The following is a 14,426-nucleotide window of genomic DNA, read 5'->3' as shown; positions in this document are numbered from 1 at the left end:
GATTGCATTGCTATCATTGCACTCAGCAATTCCCGGCAAGGTGCAATCAGATGGCCAGCATCACGATCCGCAACCTTGATGACGAGGTCAAGGACCTGCTGCGCCGACTGGCGGCGGAGAATGGCCGGTCGATGGAAGACCAGGCGCGGGTGATGATCCGCGCAGCGGTCGAAGGTCAGTTCGGTTCGGCCGGTCGCATCGACCAGATCGAGAAAACACTGCGCGAACTGACGAGTTCGCAGAGTCCAGCAGCGCCGGTGGTCGCCGTCTCCAGCCCGCGAGGCATCCTCTCCGGCAAGCGCATCCTGCTGATCATCGGCGGCGGCATCGCCGCCTACAAGGCGCTCGACCTGATCCGCCGGCTGCGCGAGCGCGGTGCGGCAGTGCGGGTGGTGATGACCGCGGCGGCGCAGGAGTTCGTCACTACGCTGTCGGCCGGGGCGCTGTCGGCCGACCATGTTTTCACCGAATTGTTCGACCGGCAGGACGAGCACGACATCGGCCATATCAGGCTGTCGCGCGAGGCCGACCTTTTGGTCGTGGCGCCGGCCACCGCCGACCTGATGGCAAAGCTCGCCAATGGCCATGCCAACGACCTTGCCTCGACCGTGCTCATCGCCACCGACAAGCGCGTCTTGGTGGCGCCGGCGATGAACCCGAAAATGTGGGCGCATCCGGCGGTCCGCCGCAACCGTGCGACGCTGAGCAAGGACGGCGTCGCATTCGTCGGCCCGGCGAAGGGCGAGATGGCCGAGAGCAACGAGGTGGGCGAGGGCCGCATGGCCGAGCCGCTGGAGATCGTCGCCGCGATCGAGGCGCTGCTCGACAGCCGGCCAAAGCCGCTGGCGGGCAGGAAGATCATCGTCACCTCCGGGCCGACGCATGAACCGATCGACCCGGTCCGCTACATCGCCAACCGGTCGTCGGGCAAACAGGGCCACGCCATCGCGGCGGCGCTGACCAGGCTCGGCGCCGACGTGCGTCTCGTCTCCGGCCCGGTCGGCATTGCCGATCCGGCCGGCGTCGCCACGCTGCACGTCGAAACGGCCGTCGAGATGAAGGACGCCGTCGAGCAGCTGCTGCCGGCCGACGCGGCAGTGTTCGTCGCGGCTGTCGCCGACTGGCGCACTCAAAGTTCGGCCGGGGAAAAGATCAAGAAGGTGGCGGGCGAGGGGCCACCGGCGCTGCAGATGGTGGAAAATCCCGATATTCTCGCCGGTGTCGGGCATCACAAAAAGCGGCCGATGCTGGTGGTCGGTTTCGCCGCGGAGACGCAGGACCTGGTCAGGAATGCCCAGGCCAAGCTTGCAAAAAAGGGTGCCGATCTTATCGTTGCCAACGATGTCTCCCATGAAGATGGTTCCCCGGGCGTGATGGGCGGCGACCGCAACAAGGTGCGGATCGTCTCGAAGGCCGGCGTCGAGGAATGGCCGGAGATGAGCAAGGACGAGGTGGCGACGCGGCTCGCGGCGCTGATCGCCGACCGGATGAAGACGGTCGTTGTCTAGTCAATCTCCCCCACGGAGATTGACAGCTTCGCCGGCTTCGTGTCGGTCGCCCCCGAAATCCGCAAGGCGGCAAGGCATCCCAGGATTCCGAGCGGGATAAACGCCAGGAACAGCCAGGCGGCGACAGTTGCCGCGGCCTCACGGTTCAGGCCTTCGGAAAAGCCGCTGGCGTTGGCGACGATGCCGGTCAGTGCCGCACCCACGGCATAACCGATGCGCTGCATGGTCGGCACAGCGGCCGAGGCGATCGTCTGCTCGCCTTCCTTGGCCGATGCCACGATGACACGCGTGACGAACGGCCAGGCGATGCCGAAACCGCCGCCTTGCAGCAAGGCACAAAGCAGGATCAACGGGATAGAGCCGGCCGGCACCGTATAGGCGAAACCGGCGACGCCCGTGGCGATCATCAGCGCCCCGCCGATGATGATCAGCCGCTCGCGCTCCGGCGGCGCATTGGCGACGAGGATCGACAGGATCGACCAGGCGATCGATTCGGCGGCGATGATGTAGCCGGTGGTCAGGATCGGAATGCCGTGCAGGCTGGTCAGAAGCAGTGGTCCGTAGACCGCGAACGAGCAGGTCGCCACCGAAAACGCCGCGACCATGGTCATGCCCGCGCCGACCGGCGAGCGCCATGAGAACAGCCGCGACGGGAACAACCGCGAGCGCGGCTTCAGTGCATCGATATGGATGAACAGCGCCAGGCTGATCAGGCCGAGGGTGAGCAGCAGCGACGAGCGCAGCAGGGCGATGTCGACGCCAGCGGTGGCGATCAGCACGACGCTGACGGCGAGGCAGCCAAGTGCCGCAAAGGGGAAGGGCGGCGCCGAGCCGCCCGTCGCCTGCGGCCTCGTTGCTTCAGGCGTATCGAGCACAAGGAAGCTTGCCAGCGCCATGGCCGTGCCTCCGAGGGTAAAGACGCCGAAGGCCCAGCGCCAGGACAGCAATTCGGTCATGACCGCGCCGAGCACCGGCCCGCTGAAGGCGGCGACACCCCAGATCGCCGACATGACGCCGAAAAGCTGCGGCCAGATCGCGCGGGCAAACAGCCGCTCGACCGAGACGAAGGCGAGCGACACCAGCGCGCCGCCACCGAGCCCTTCGATCAGGCGGCCGCAGAGGAACAGCGGCATCGAAGGCGCGGTGGCGCAGACCAGCGCGCCGGCGGCATAGAGCATTGCGGCGACCATCATGTTGGTACGCAGCGCGACATAGCTCACCAGCCGTCCGGCGGCCGCACCGGCAACGATGGCGCCGAGCTCGTAGATCGCCAGCGACCAGCCGACCAGTTGCACGCCGGCAAGTTCGCCGACCATGGCCGGCATGACCGTTGCTACCATGGTTTCGTTGGTGGCGTGCAGCAGAATGCCGAGGCTGATGAAGCAGAAGCGCGCCAGATCGCCGCACGCCCACAGCGCGCGCCAATCGACCCCGTTTGTGCTTGTTTTGGTCATTCAGTCCCCCGAGCTTCCCTAGACGCTGGTCTAAAATATTGGAGCGCTCTTCACGTCCAAATGAGTACATGCCGCAGTATGGGAGGACTTCTAGAACCTCAACCATAGTTGAGATCAAGCGGTTTTGATCGCCGTTGACGTGGCGGATTTCAAAATTGTGCGATGGGGGACGATCACGAGGCGTTGAGATTCTGGTCAGACCGAAGACAAGCAATATTGGATCGCCGCAATCTTCGGTCACGGTAACGGCATGAACACAGTTGCCATGCCGTGATCTTCGAGCGCCGCAACTTTGAACATCAGGGCGGCCCATCCTCTGCGGAGTGGGCCTGCCGGAATCTATGAGCCTTCGGCAGCTATTCGCAGGCCGACACCTACGCTCCCCGCCGCTCGGGAGCCATGCTACGCCGTTATTTGAAGGAGTGGATCAGGTCCAGCGACGTGACGGCGACCGCCAGGTTGACGCCGGTCTGTGCCTGGACACTGAGCGGCTGCAGCGAAAAGGCGCTGTCGAGGCCGCCGACCAGGAGATTGGCGCCGCCACCGGTGACCGCGCTGGCCTCGGCGTTCACGCCATAATAGCTGCCGGCAAGGTCGCCTTCATCGTGGTTGCGGGTCGCCGCCAGAACCGCCCATACCAGCTGGCCCTGATACGTCCGGCCAACATCGACGCCGAGCTTGGAAATCACCCCGGTATAGACTTCGGAGGGGCCGCCACGATGCGGACGAAAGACACAGGAAACACCCTTGTTGGAGGTGACGAGATAGGCCGTGCCGCCGTCGATGGTGCAGTCGAGCACGCCGAGCTGGAGCTTGCTGGCGCTGGCGGGAGCGGCAACGACGGTCGTGGCGAGAGCAGCGGCACAAGCGAGTTTCTTGATCATGGCAGGGTCCTTTCGAAATTGCCTTGTACAAACGGCTGAGCACGCCGAGCGTTCCGCCGAAAACTTGGCGCCAGCAAGGCGGAGCTAAACGCAGGGTTGTCGGAGTGCGGAAACGGAGGCCCGATTAACCGGCCGCTCAGCCGGCACTGGTGCGGGCCAGGCCGTCCTTGGCCGGCTGGTAGGTCGGATTGAGGTGCACGGCTTCGCGGTAGGATTTCGCGGCCCTGACCTTGTCGCCGCGCCGCTCGTAGATCAACGCCTGGTTGGACCAGGCCTCGGCATTCTTGCCGTCGAGCTTGATGGCCATGTTGAAGTCGGCGAAGGCATTGTCCTCGTCGTTCATGGCAAGGTAGGAGAGGCCGCGCCCGTTGTAAGGCTCGGAGGCATCCGGCGCCAGCGAAATGGCGGTCGAGAAATCCTCGATGGCAAAGGCGTGCTGGCCCTGACTCTGGTAGATCAGGCCGCGATTGTGATAGGCGCGCGCATCGGTCGTGTCGAGCTGGATGGCCTTCTGGAAATCGTTGAAGGCTTCCTGGACCCGGCCCGCCCTGCGGTAGAGATTGCCGCGGCCGATATAGGCGGCGTCATAGTTGGAATTGATCTGGATCGAGCGGTTGTAGTCGGCGAGCGCGCTCGCCTGATCGCCGAGGAAGCGCTGGATGAGCGCCCGGTTCGAATAGGCCTGGTAAAAATTCGGATTGAGCTGGATGGCGGTGTTGAAGTCCTTCAGCGCCGCCTGGTATTGGCCGCCGCGGCCATAGGCCGAGCCGCGCACATTGTAGGCTTCCGGATCCTGGGGGTTGCGCTGGATCACCGCCGACAGCGAGGAGATGTTCTCGCTCGAGGCTTGCGCCTTGTCGATGTTGTTGAACTCGCCGGTCGGAACGCTCTGGCAGCTGGCAAGCGCCATCCCGGAAAGCAGGGCTGCCGTCAGGGCGAGGCCACGCCACGCGGTTCTGCGCTCTACGGTAATTGCGTCCATGTCTGCCCTGTCCTTACTGCGCCGTCTGGTCCGTTCCCCCTCCGAACCGGCATCTCTCCCAACCGGTCCTCTCGGACCGGGTCGAACTCACAACAAAAAGGTGGCGGCGATTCCGCATCGCGCCACCTTGGGTATCCTTGGAAAAGGACGAAAAATTGACGTCAGAACCGCGGCGGACGCGGAGCACCGGCACCGGCAGCACCGGCCGCGACCGGACGCGGCGTCATCGGCAGCAGGCCTTCGCGCTGGGCGCGCTTGCGGGCCAGCTTGCGGGCGCGGCGCACGGCTTCCGCCTTTTCACGGGCGCGCTTCTCGGAGGGCTTCTCGTAATGTCCGCGCATCTTCATTTCGCGGAAGATGCCTTCGCGCTGCATCTTTTTCTTGAGCGCGCGAAGCGCCTGATCAACATTGTTGTCGCGGACGAGTACCTGCACGTGCAATCCTGTCTTTCGGGTTTGAAATCAACAGGCAAGCGGCCATAGCCGCAAGCCTCCGCGGCGCGTTACACCACGAATTGGGGCGGCTGATAGCAGAATCAAGGGGCTCTGTCCACAGCCGATTGAGAGGCGGTGCCGTCCGGGCGGGCACGACAGTCCCACATGGCGGCTTGATTTTTTCAATCTGTGAACTATAGTTCACGAGTGACCATCGTTGAACAAACCGCCGAGTTCCGGGACTGGCTCAAGGGTCTAAACGATATGCGGGCGGCCGAGCGGATTGCGATCCGCGTGGCACGTATCCAGTCCGGACTGATGGGAGACGTGAAGTTCTTCGATGGCATCGGCGAGCTTCGGATAGACTACGGTCCCGGTTACCGACTGTACTTCGTCAAGCGCGGCAGCGCGCTCGTTATCCTGCTCTGCGGCGGCGACAAGTCCTCGCAGAAGCGCGATATCAGGAAGGCCATTGAAATGGCCAAGGAGATCTGAAATGCCCCACGAGACCTTGCCTTTTGATCCTGCCGAACATCTCGGCCGCGCGGAGGCCCAGGCCGAACTTCTTGCCGACGCCTTTGCCACGGGCGATACCGGCTATATCGCGAATGCTCTCGGCATAGTTGCCCGCGCGCGCGGCATGTCCAAGGTGGCGAAAGATGCCGGCGTCACCCGGGAGGCCCTGTACAAGGCACTGAGCCCCGATGGCGACCCGCGCCTCTCGACATTGCTTGGCGTGGTGAAGGCCTTAGGGGTGAAACTCACCGCCGAAAAGACCGAAGCCTGAGGCCGCCGAATCCCGAAACGAAAAAACCCGCCTCGGCGGCGGGTCGCTGGTGTGAATTAGCACCATAGAGAAGTTAATAGCATAGCTGCCGGCACAAAGCAAGAACAAAATTCGCCTTGGGTCAGATAGGCGCCGCTATGCGGTGGCCAGGTGAAGCTGCTCGAAACCCTCGAAGAACTCGCCGTAGTCGCAGGTTATCTCCTCGCCGGCGGCGATGTCGCGGGTTGCGGTGGCCCCGCCATATTGCGAAAAGTCGGTGTTCGGCTTGTCGGCGTGGTTCATGAAGCGGCCATTGTCGACCTCATAGACCGTGAAGCCCGGCCGGTCCGGACTGGGATAGGCATATCTGTCGAGCAATTCCTTGAGGTGCGGCGGCGCTGCCTCGTATCTTTCCATCGGGATCAGCCGGTCGAAGTCCGGATCGAGCCGCCAGATCTGCGCGCCTTTCCGGATAGGCTCGGCGGCGAACACGCCGACGCCTTCGATTGCGCTCGCGGCGATATAGGTTCTGATCAGCAGCATGTTTCCAATCCGTCTTCGAGGCGAAGACGGAATCGTCAAATCGCCGGAAAAAGCAAGGCCGGTTTTTCCGGCATTGCGGCTGGCGGGCCCACGCCAACCGCGAAACGCTTCACGTCCGGGTGATCGAGACACCGCCGTCGGCGAACAGTGCCGTGCCGGTGGTGAAGCTCGATGCATCGGAAGCCAGGTAAAGCGCAGAGCGGGCGATCTCCTCTGGCTCGGCGACGCGCTTCAAGGCATGCAGGTTTTCGACGAAGGCCCGCGATTCAGGTGTCTTGAACGTTGCCGAGGGCGTGTCGGTGCCGCCCGGCAGCAGCGCGTTGACCCGGACGCCCTTGGCGCCATATTCGGCGGCCAGCACCTGCGTCAATCCGATCAGTCCGGCCTTGCTCGCCGCATAGCTGGTCATGCCGGGCATGCCGACGGTGTAGCCGACAAAGGTGGAGGTAAAGATCAACGAGCCGCCGCCGCGTTCGACCATCGCCGGCACCTGGTATTTCGCGCCGAGAAAGGCGCCGGTCAGATTGGTATCGAGCGTCTCGCGCCAGCCCTCCAGCGACAGCTCCGAAACCGGCCCCATCCCACCGACCGAGCCGGCATTGTTGAAGGCGATGTCGAGCCCGCCGAATTTCTCGACCGCCAGGCCGACCAGGACTTTCGCGTAGGCTTCGTCACGGACATCGCCGGCAAGAGCGATAGCCGTGCCGTCGGCGTCTTCGATTTCGGCAACCAGCGCATCGAGTTCCGCCTGGCGGCGGGCCGCGACGACGAGCCTGGCGCCTTGCTCGGCAAAGAGTTTTGCCGTGGCGCGGCCGATGCCGGAGCTAGCGCCGGTGACGATGGCAACTTTGTTGATAAGTGCGAGCATTTTTTTGCATCCTTTTTGGCGCCGGCCCTTGCCGGCAATCGGGATGCTTGGTCGCAAATCGGGGCGGCGCGAACCACCCGATACCTGCGAGGTGGTGTCGGCCTGGACTATTGCCTAAGCAGCCAGCCGAGCCGATCGAGCGAAAATGCGTAGCTGACGGCGATCAGCAGGGCGACGGCCATGCCGGCCGTCGTGTAGCCGGCCAGGTGGAATCCGGCAGCGCCGCCGAACAGGATGACGAGTTCGAGCACCAGCCGCAAACCGCCCGGCACCGGAACCGGTGCCCGCCCCGAGCGGCTCGGATCGTTCGGCACCGCGAAGACTCCCCAGAGCGCGGCGGCAACGAACGGCAATGCCACGGCAAGGATCCAACTCCACATGCCCGCTGCGAGGCTCCAGCCCGCCATGCCGAGGCCGAGCAAAGCGGCGAGCTCCAGCAAGAAGCGCAATGTCAGGTTCCACCAGACGTTACCCACCGCCATAATCCTCCGATCGTCAGGCGACGGATAGCGGTGGAAGGCAATTGCATCAACCTGCCCGGATGCGGCTTTTTCACCACGGCGCAAAACGGCAAGCGCCGTCGCAAACAGTGCAAGGCTGGCAGCGCCGTTTCGCTAGTGATACAGCTCGCGCGCCGGCGTTCGAGTGAATGCCCGGCCGTCATTTGCGAGGCCTGCGACGTTGAAGAAATACTCGGTATTCGCCATCGCCCGCGAGGCCATGCGCGGTCACAAGGGCTGGGAGGAACAATGGTCCTCACCGGAGCCGAAGAAGGAGTACGACGTCATCATCGTCGGCGCCGGTGGCCACGGCCTGGCCACCGCCTATTATCTCGCCACCGTGCACGGCGTCACCAACGTCGCGGTATTGGAAAAAGGCTGGCTCGGCGGCGGCAATACCGGCCGCAACACCACCATCATCCGTTCCAATTATCTCTATGACGAAAGCGCCGGCATCTACGACCATGCGCTGAAGCTGTGGGACGGGCTCAGCCAGGAGCTCAACTACAACGTCATGTATTCGCCGCGCGGCGTCATGATGCTCGCCCATAACATCCATGACATCCAGGTCCTGAAGCGGCACGTCCATGCCAACCGGCTGAACGGCATCGACAATGAATGGCTGACGCCGGAGCAGGCCAAGGAATTCTGCCCGCCGCTCAACATTTCGCGCAATGCGCGCTATCCGGTGATGGGCGCCTCCCTGCAGCGCCGCGGCGGCACGGCGCGGCACGATGCCGTCGCCTGGGGCTATGCGCGCGGCGCCTCGGCGCGCGGCGTCCACATCATCCAGAATTGCGAGGTCACCGGCGTCAAACGGGCGCCGAACGGCGCGGTAACCGGTGTCGAGACGACGCGCGGCTTCATCGGCGCCAGGAAGGTCGGCGTGGTTGCCGCCGGGCACTCATCGGTGATCATGAACATGGCCGGCGTGCGCATGCCGCTGGAAAGCTATCCGCTGCAGGCGCTGGTGTCGGAGCCGGTCAAGCCGGTGGTGCCTTGCGTGGTGATGTCGAACACCGTGCATGCCTATATCTCGCAATCCGACAAGGGCGAGCTGGTCATCGGCGCCGGCACCGACCAATATGTCTCCTATTCGCAGACCGGCGGGCTGCACATTTTGCAGCATACGCTGGACGCCATCTGCGAGATGTTCCCGATCTTCACGCGCATGAAGATGCTGCGCTCATGGGGCGGCATCGTCGATGTGACGCCGGACCGTTCGCCGATCCTGGCCAAGACGCCGGTGCCCGGCCTCTATGTCAATTGCGGCTGGGGCACAGGCGGCTTCAAGGCGACGCCGGGTTCGGGCCATGTCTTTGCCCATACGATCGCCAGGGACGATCCGCACCCGATCAACGCGCCTTTCACCATCGAGCGTTTCCGCACCGGCCGCCTCATCGACGAGGCGGCGGCGGCAGCGGTGGCGCACTGATGATGACCGAGATGGCCGTCGCCATGCCGCTGATGCTCGCCGGCGAGCAGGGCCTGTTCCATATCCCCACGCCAGAGGAGGTGCGCCTGCAGCCCATCAGCCGCGTCGGCAATGAAGCGGATTGGCCGTTTTCCGTCGACGAGGGTGTACTCGCCTGCGCCTGGAGCGCCGGTCAGAGAGTGGTCACCTTTATGGAGAACCGGCCAGCCGATCTCGAGGAAGGCGAAAAATTCGAGCGGCGCTACGTCATCGTGACGACCGAACCGATGACGCTTTCGGTCGGCAATATGGCGTATCGCGACCTTTTCCGCCCGGTAGCCAGCATCGAGGAGCGCATCCGGCTGGTCGCGCCCTTCGTGACGATGGGCCAGAGGCTTTGCGACCAACCTGCCGGCGCTCGCGTCGGCCACGGCGAACTGTAGGACCAACCATGCTTCTCATCCGCTGCCCCTATTGCGAGGAAGAGCGTCCGGAGCTCGAATTCCGCAACGCCGGCGAGGCGCATATCGCGCGTTCCCCCAACATCGCCGGCGAGAGCGACGACGACTTCGAAAAGTTCTTCTTCATCCGCTCAAATCCCAAAGGCATCATCTATGAGCGCTGGCGGCACATGCATGGCTGTGCGCGGTTCTTCAATGCCGTGCGCGACACCGTCAGCGACAGGTTCCTGATGACTTACAAGGCCGGCGAACCGAAGCCCACCAAGCTGCCGGGAGCCGCCAAATGAGCGCCACGTTCCGCATTGCCGGCGCCGGGCGGCTCAAACAGGCAAAGATAGCTGGCTTCAGCTTCGACGGCCGCCCCTATACCGGCATCGAGGGCGATACGTTGGCCTCGGCGCTGCTTGCAAACGGCGTCCATCTCGTCGGCCGCTCGTTCAAGTACCACCGGCCGCGCGGTTTTCTGTCGGCTGGCGCCGAAGAGCCGAACGCGCTGGTCGAGATCAAGCGCGACGCGGCACGCAAGACGCCGAACGTGCGTGCCACGGTGCAGGAACTCTATGACGGATTGACCGCACAGTCGCAGAACCGCTGGCCGTCGCTCGCTTTCGACATCGGTGCCGTCAGCAGTATTGCCTCACCGATGCTTTCGGCCGGCTTCTACTACAAGACCTTCATGTGGCCGAAGGCCGCGTGGAAAAACCTCTACGAGCCCAAGATCCGCGCCGCCGCCGGTCTCGGCGTCGCTCCTGACCAGCCGGATCCCGACCACTATTCGGCGCGCTTCGCCCACTGCGAGGTGCTGGTACTTGGCGGCGGTGCCGCGGGCATTGCCGCGGCATTGGCCGCGGCCGAGACCGGCGCGCGCGTTATCCTTGCCGACGAGCAGGCGGAATTCGGCGGCAGTCTGCGCTTCGAGAGCGGCGCGAAGATCGAAGGCCAGGACGGCTTTTCCTGGGCGCAATCGGCTCTCGCCAAGTTGAGCGCGATGGACAATGTCCGCGTGCTGCCGCGTACCACGGCCTTCGGCTATTACGCGCAGAATTTCGTCGGGCTGGTCGAGCGCGTCAGCGACCATCTGCAGAACCCCGGCCGCGACCTTCCGCGCGAGCGGCTGTGGCAGGTTCGCGCCAAACGCGTGGTGCTGGCGACCGGCGCCATCGAGCGCCACATGGTGTTTGCCGACAACGACCGGCCGGGCATCATGCTGGCGTCGGCGGCGCGCACCTATCTCAACCATTACGGCGTCGCAGTCGGCAGGAATGTCGGCGTCTATACGGCGAACGATTCCGCCTATGCGGCGGCGATCGACCTGAAAAAGGCCGGCATCAACGTGGCGGCGATCGTCGACCTGCGCGACAACCCGACCGGGCCGGCGATCGACGAGGCGAGGGCGCTCGGCATCGAGGTCAATTTCGGCCGCGCGGTGATCCGCGCCGGCGGCAAATTGCGGGTGTCGTCGATGACCGTACAGCCGAAGAATGGCGGCGGCGAACGCACCATGCCGGTTGACGCAATCCTGATGTCGGCCGGCTGGACGCCATCGGTGCATCTGTTCTCGCAATCGCGCGGCAAGGTCGCCTTCAATGACGAGACCAAGCGCTTCGTGCCCGGAATTTATGCGCAGGACTGCGTCTCGGTCGGCGCCTGCAACGGTACCGACGGGCTGTCGGCGACGATCGACGAGGCCTATGCAGCGGGCGCGAAGGCGGCCAAGGACGCCGGCAGCAGGCCGGCCAAGGGCACCAAGCCGAAGGTCGACGCCGGCGAGAGCTGGTCGCGCGGCATGCTGGGTGCAGCACCCGGTGCCGGATCGGATACGACGGTCAAGGCCTTTGTCGACTTCCAGAACGACGTCACCGCTAAGGACATCCGCCAGGCAGTGCATGAGGGCATGCGCTCGATCGAGCACGTCAAGCGCTTCACCACCAATGGCATGGCGACCGACCAGGGCAAGACCTCCAACATGCACGGCCTGGCGATTGCCGCCGAGACGTTGGGCAAGCCGATCCCGCAGGTCGGGCTGACGACGTTCCGCGCGCCCTATACGCCAGTGACATTCGGCTCGATCGTCGGGCACGCGCGGGGTCCCCTGTTCGACCCGACCCGCAAGACGGCGATCCATCCCTGGGCCGAGCGCCAGGGCGCTGTATTCGAGGATGTCGGCCAATGGAAGCGCGCCTGGTATTTCCCGAAGCCGGGCGAGGACATACATGCCGCCGTCGACCGCGAATGCGTCACGGTGCGCAAGACAGCCGGCCTGTTTGACGCCTCGACGCTGGGCAAGATCGAGGTGGTCGGGCCGGATGCGGCCAAATTCATGGAACTGCTCTACACCAATCCATGGGAGAAGCTCGAGCCCGGCCGCTGCCGTTACGGCATCATGCTGCGCGAGGACGGCTTCATCTATGACGACGGTGTCGTCGGCAGGCTTGCACCCGACCGTTTCCATGTGACGACGACGACCGGCGGCGCGCCGCGCGTCATGAACCATATGGAAGACTATCTCCAGACCGAGTTCCCGCATCTCAACGTCTGGCTGACCTCGATCACCGAGCAATGGGCGGTGATTGCCGTGCAGGGACCGAAGTCTCGCGACATCATTGCGCCGCTGGTCGAGGGCATCGACATGTCGGATGAGGCGCTGCCGCATATGTCGGTGCGCGAAGGCCGGATCTGCGGCGTGCCGACCAGGCTGTTTCGCATGTCGTTCAGCGGTGAGCGCGGCTTCGAGGTCAACGTGCCGGCCGATTACGGCGAGGCAGTCTGGGAAGCGCTATGGGCCGAGGGCCAGAAGCATGGCGCCTGTGCTTACGGCACCGAGTCCATGCATGTTCTGCGCGCTGAAAAGGGCTACATCATCGTCGGCCAGGATACCGACGGCACGGTGACGCCGAACGACGCCGGGCTCGACTGGGCGGTCGGCAAGAAGAAGACCGACTTCGTCGGCATTCGCGGCATGGCGCGGCCGGATCTGGTCGCCAAGGGCCGCAAGCAGCTTGTCGGCCTGAAGACCAGGGATCCCAAGGTGGTGCTGGAGGAGGGCGCGCAGATCGTCGCGGACCCGAAGCAGGCAATCCCGATGAAGATGATTGGCCATGTCACCTCAAGCTATTGGTCGCAAAATTGCGGCCGCTCGATCGCGCTGGGGCTGGTCGCCGGCGGCAGCGATCGCACGGGCGAGAGGCTCTATGTGCCGATGCCGGACGGGGTGATCGAGGTGGAGGTCACCGGCATGGTGTTCTTCGACGAGAAGGGAGAGCGCCTCAATGGCTAAGGCCGCTTTGAAAACCGACGCCGCCGGACCCTCAGTCGAACGCCGTCCGGCTCTCGCCGGCCAGTCGCTTTCCGCCGCCGGCGTTGCACTTGCCGTGCTGCCGCCGGCCGGGCGCATATCGCTGCGCGCGCCGGAAGCCTCGATTGCGGCACTTTCGAAAGCGCTCTGCGTCGTCCTGCCGCAAAGGCCGAAAACCTCGGCGGCAAAGGCCGGACGCACGGCCTTGTGGCTCGGGCCGGACGAATGGCTGGTCATCGACGAGAGCGGAAAAGATCCACTCGCCGACTGCGCCAGCATTTCCGTACTGCATTCGGCGGTCGGCATCTCGCACCGCAACGTCGCCATATCGGTTACCGGTCCGGCTGCCGCGGCAACGATCAATGCCGGCTGCCCGCAGGATCTGTCGCTCGACGCCTTTCCGGTCGGGGCGGCGTCGCGTACCATTCTCGGCAAGGTCGAAATCGTGCTGTTGCGCACGGCGGCCGACGCGTTCCGCCTCGAATGCTGGCGTTCCTTTTCCGATTATGTCTTTACTTTTCTGTCGGAGGCAGCGCGCGACGCGGCAGCATAGGCATGTTCGCCGCGCCCGACCGTTCTGCGACAGCGAGCCGAGGGAGAATGCAAATGCCGCCGAACTCCGCGCCGAAGTCGCCGGTCAAGACGCCGGCCGTGCGCTCTTTCGAAGACGAGCAGCGCACTGGGACGGATATCGAAGAGGAACTCGAGGAAGGTCTCGAGGATACATTCCCGGCCAGCGATCCGGTGTCGATCACCGGAACGGCCATTCCCGGCGCACCGGCAAGACCCGGCAAGCCCAAAAGCGTGGTGGGACAGAAGCGCAAGAAGTGATCTGCGCGGGGTGACAAAAAGCAGGGCTGAGGCCGGCACGATGGGCGGCCGTAAATTGCTGCCGCCCTTTCGTTTCCTCACCGCGTATTGTTGCCCGATCGGCTCAGAAGCTGCTTGGCACGATCCATGGGTCGATGCCGATGCCGAGCCTCGGGCCCTTGCTGCCGGCCTTGTGGGCCGCGGCATCGGCCTTTTCAAGCGATCCGGTCGGCGCGCAATCAAGCTTCGCACCGGTCTTGGTATCGATGCAGGTCACTTCTTGCTTGCCTGACTGATTGCTGCCGGCAAATGCGGCGCCAGAGAGCGCCAGCAGGGCGGCGAGCGTGAGGATTGCCTTCTTCATCGTCGGTCTCCGGTTCAGCTATTGAATTTCTCGTACATGTACGTCATTGCGTACAGATACGCCCTGGACTCCCGGTGTTCAAGCAAAATCGTACGCGTACGGAGAATTGCCGAACGCCCGGCGCCGCAGCGCAGATCGTTCGG

The 14,426-nt window shown here is 64.3% G+C and carries 17 protein-coding genes; 9 read left to right on the top strand and 8 right to left on the bottom strand.

Annotated features, from left to right (window positions below; all coding sequences use genetic code 11):
• The first annotated feature begins 50 nt into the window (after window positions 1–50).
• The gene (gene coaBC / locus NKJ55_RS00940; protein WP_352448273.1) at window positions 51–1,508 is read left to right on the top strand and encodes a bifunctional phosphopantothenoylcysteine decarboxylase/phosphopantothenate--cysteine ligase CoaBC; all 1,458 of its coding nucleotides are present in this window, start codon (window positions 51–53) and stop codon (window positions 1,506–1,508) included.
• On the opposite strand, the gene NKJ55_RS00935 is transcribed toward coaBC, so the two are convergent.
• From NKJ55_RS00935 to rpsU, 4 genes are all read right to left on the bottom strand, one after another.
• Window positions 1,505–2,962, bottom strand: coding sequence for an MFS transporter (locus NKJ55_RS00935; protein WP_352448272.1), 1,458 nt, complete (start codon window positions 2,960–2,962; stop codon window positions 1,505–1,507). The genes coaBC and NKJ55_RS00935 overlap by 4 nt on opposite strands.
• 410 nt (window positions 2,963–3,372) lie before the next feature.
• The gene (locus NKJ55_RS00930; RefSeq protein WP_352448271.1) at window positions 3,373–3,846 is read right to left on the bottom strand and encodes a DUF992 domain-containing protein; all 474 of its coding nucleotides are present in this window, start codon (window positions 3,844–3,846) and stop codon (window positions 3,373–3,375) included.
• A 136-nt stretch (window positions 3,847–3,982) separates the two neighbouring features.
• Complete coding sequence (locus tag NKJ55_RS00925) at window positions 3,983–4,828, bottom strand: tetratricopeptide repeat protein (RefSeq protein WP_352448270.1); 846 nt, start codon at window positions 4,826–4,828, stop codon at window positions 3,983–3,985.
• Window positions 4,829–4,989: 161 nt separating this feature from the next.
• Window positions 4,990–5,262, bottom strand: a complete 273-nt coding sequence (gene rpsU, locus NKJ55_RS00920) for a 30S ribosomal protein S21 (protein ID WP_023675331.1) — start codon at window positions 5,260–5,262, stop codon at window positions 4,990–4,992.
• A 207-nt stretch (window positions 5,263–5,469) separates the two neighbouring features.
• Between rpsU and NKJ55_RS00915 the strand changes: the two genes are divergently transcribed.
• Both NKJ55_RS00915 and NKJ55_RS00910 read left to right on the top strand, forming a co-directional pair.
• Window positions 5,470–5,757: a type II toxin-antitoxin system RelE/ParE family toxin gene (locus tag NKJ55_RS00915; RefSeq protein WP_352448269.1), complete on the top strand. Its 288-nt coding sequence runs from the start codon at window positions 5,470–5,472 to the stop codon at window positions 5,755–5,757.
• A gap of 1 nt (window position 5,758) precedes the next feature.
• On the top strand, window positions 5,759–6,049 hold the full coding sequence (locus NKJ55_RS00910; RefSeq protein WP_352448268.1) for an addiction module antidote protein: 291 nt from the start codon (window positions 5,759–5,761) through the stop codon (window positions 6,047–6,049).
• 135 nt (window positions 6,050–6,184) lie between these two features.
• Here the strand turns inward: NKJ55_RS00910 and NKJ55_RS00905 are convergent, their stop codons facing one another.
• The 3 genes from NKJ55_RS00905 to NKJ55_RS00895 all read right to left on the bottom strand — a co-directional run bounded on the left by NKJ55_RS00905 (window position 6,185) and on the right by NKJ55_RS00895 (window position 7,921).
• On the bottom strand, window positions 6,185–6,571 hold the full coding sequence (locus NKJ55_RS00905) for an SET domain-containing protein (RefSeq protein ID WP_352448267.1): 387 nt from the start codon (window positions 6,569–6,571) through the stop codon (window positions 6,185–6,187).
• A gap of 109 nt (window positions 6,572–6,680) precedes the next feature.
• Window positions 6,681–7,439: an SDR family oxidoreductase gene (locus tag NKJ55_RS00900; protein WP_352448266.1), complete on the bottom strand. Its 759-nt coding sequence runs from the start codon at window positions 7,437–7,439 to the stop codon at window positions 6,681–6,683.
• 107 nt (window positions 7,440–7,546) lie between these two features.
• The gene (locus tag NKJ55_RS00895; protein ID WP_352448265.1) at window positions 7,547–7,921 is read right to left on the bottom strand and encodes a YrdB family protein; all 375 of its coding nucleotides are present in this window, start codon (window positions 7,919–7,921) and stop codon (window positions 7,547–7,549) included.
• 199 nt (window positions 7,922–8,120) lie between these two features.
• Here NKJ55_RS00895 and NKJ55_RS00890 point away from each other — a divergent pair, with 199 nt between their 5' ends.
• The 6 genes from NKJ55_RS00890 to NKJ55_RS00865 are packed head-to-tail and all read left to right on the top strand — an operon-like array spanning window position 8,121 to window position 13,940.
• Window positions 8,121–9,374: a sarcosine oxidase subunit beta gene (locus tag NKJ55_RS00890; RefSeq protein ID WP_352448264.1), complete on the top strand. Its 1,254-nt coding sequence runs from the start codon at window positions 8,121–8,123 to the stop codon at window positions 9,372–9,374.
• Window positions 9,374–9,796: a hypothetical protein gene (locus NKJ55_RS00885; RefSeq protein WP_352448263.1), complete on the top strand. Its 423-nt coding sequence runs from the start codon at window positions 9,374–9,376 to the stop codon at window positions 9,794–9,796. Before NKJ55_RS00890 ends, NKJ55_RS00885 begins: the two co-directional genes overlap by 1 nt.
• Before the next feature lie 8 nt (window positions 9,797–9,804).
• Complete coding sequence (locus tag NKJ55_RS00880) at window positions 9,805–10,101, top strand: sarcosine oxidase subunit delta (RefSeq protein WP_292519105.1); 297 nt, start codon at window positions 9,805–9,807, stop codon at window positions 10,099–10,101.
• Window positions 10,098–13,091 carry a sarcosine oxidase subunit alpha gene (locus NKJ55_RS00875; protein ID WP_352448262.1) on the top strand — a complete coding sequence of 998 codons (2,994 nt, stop codon included), beginning with the start codon at window positions 10,098–10,100 and terminating at the stop codon, window positions 13,089–13,091. Before NKJ55_RS00880 ends, NKJ55_RS00875 begins: the two co-directional genes overlap by 4 nt.
• Window positions 13,084–13,662, top strand: coding sequence for a sarcosine oxidase subunit gamma (locus NKJ55_RS00870; protein ID WP_352448261.1), 579 nt, complete (start codon window positions 13,084–13,086; stop codon window positions 13,660–13,662). Before NKJ55_RS00875 ends, NKJ55_RS00870 begins: the two co-directional genes overlap by 8 nt.
• A 53-nt stretch (window positions 13,663–13,715) precedes the next feature.
• Window positions 13,716–13,940, top strand: a complete 225-nt coding sequence (locus NKJ55_RS00865) for a hypothetical protein (RefSeq protein WP_023675341.1) — start codon at window positions 13,716–13,718, stop codon at window positions 13,938–13,940.
• 103 nt (window positions 13,941–14,043) lie between these two features.
• On the opposite strand, the gene NKJ55_RS00860 is transcribed toward NKJ55_RS00865, so the two are convergent.
• Complete coding sequence (locus NKJ55_RS00860; RefSeq protein WP_352448260.1) at window positions 14,044–14,283, bottom strand: DUF680 domain-containing protein; 240 nt, start codon at window positions 14,281–14,283, stop codon at window positions 14,044–14,046.
• Window positions 14,284–14,426 lie beyond the last annotated feature (143 nt).

The sequence above is a fragment of the Mesorhizobium sp. M0106 genome (assembly GCF_040322715.1).
Taxonomy (GTDB): domain Bacteria; phylum Pseudomonadota; class Alphaproteobacteria; order Rhizobiales; family Rhizobiaceae; genus Mesorhizobium.
The sequence above is the reverse complement of the archived record's forward strand: the minus strand, read 5'-3'. Positions and strand labels throughout refer to the sequence as shown.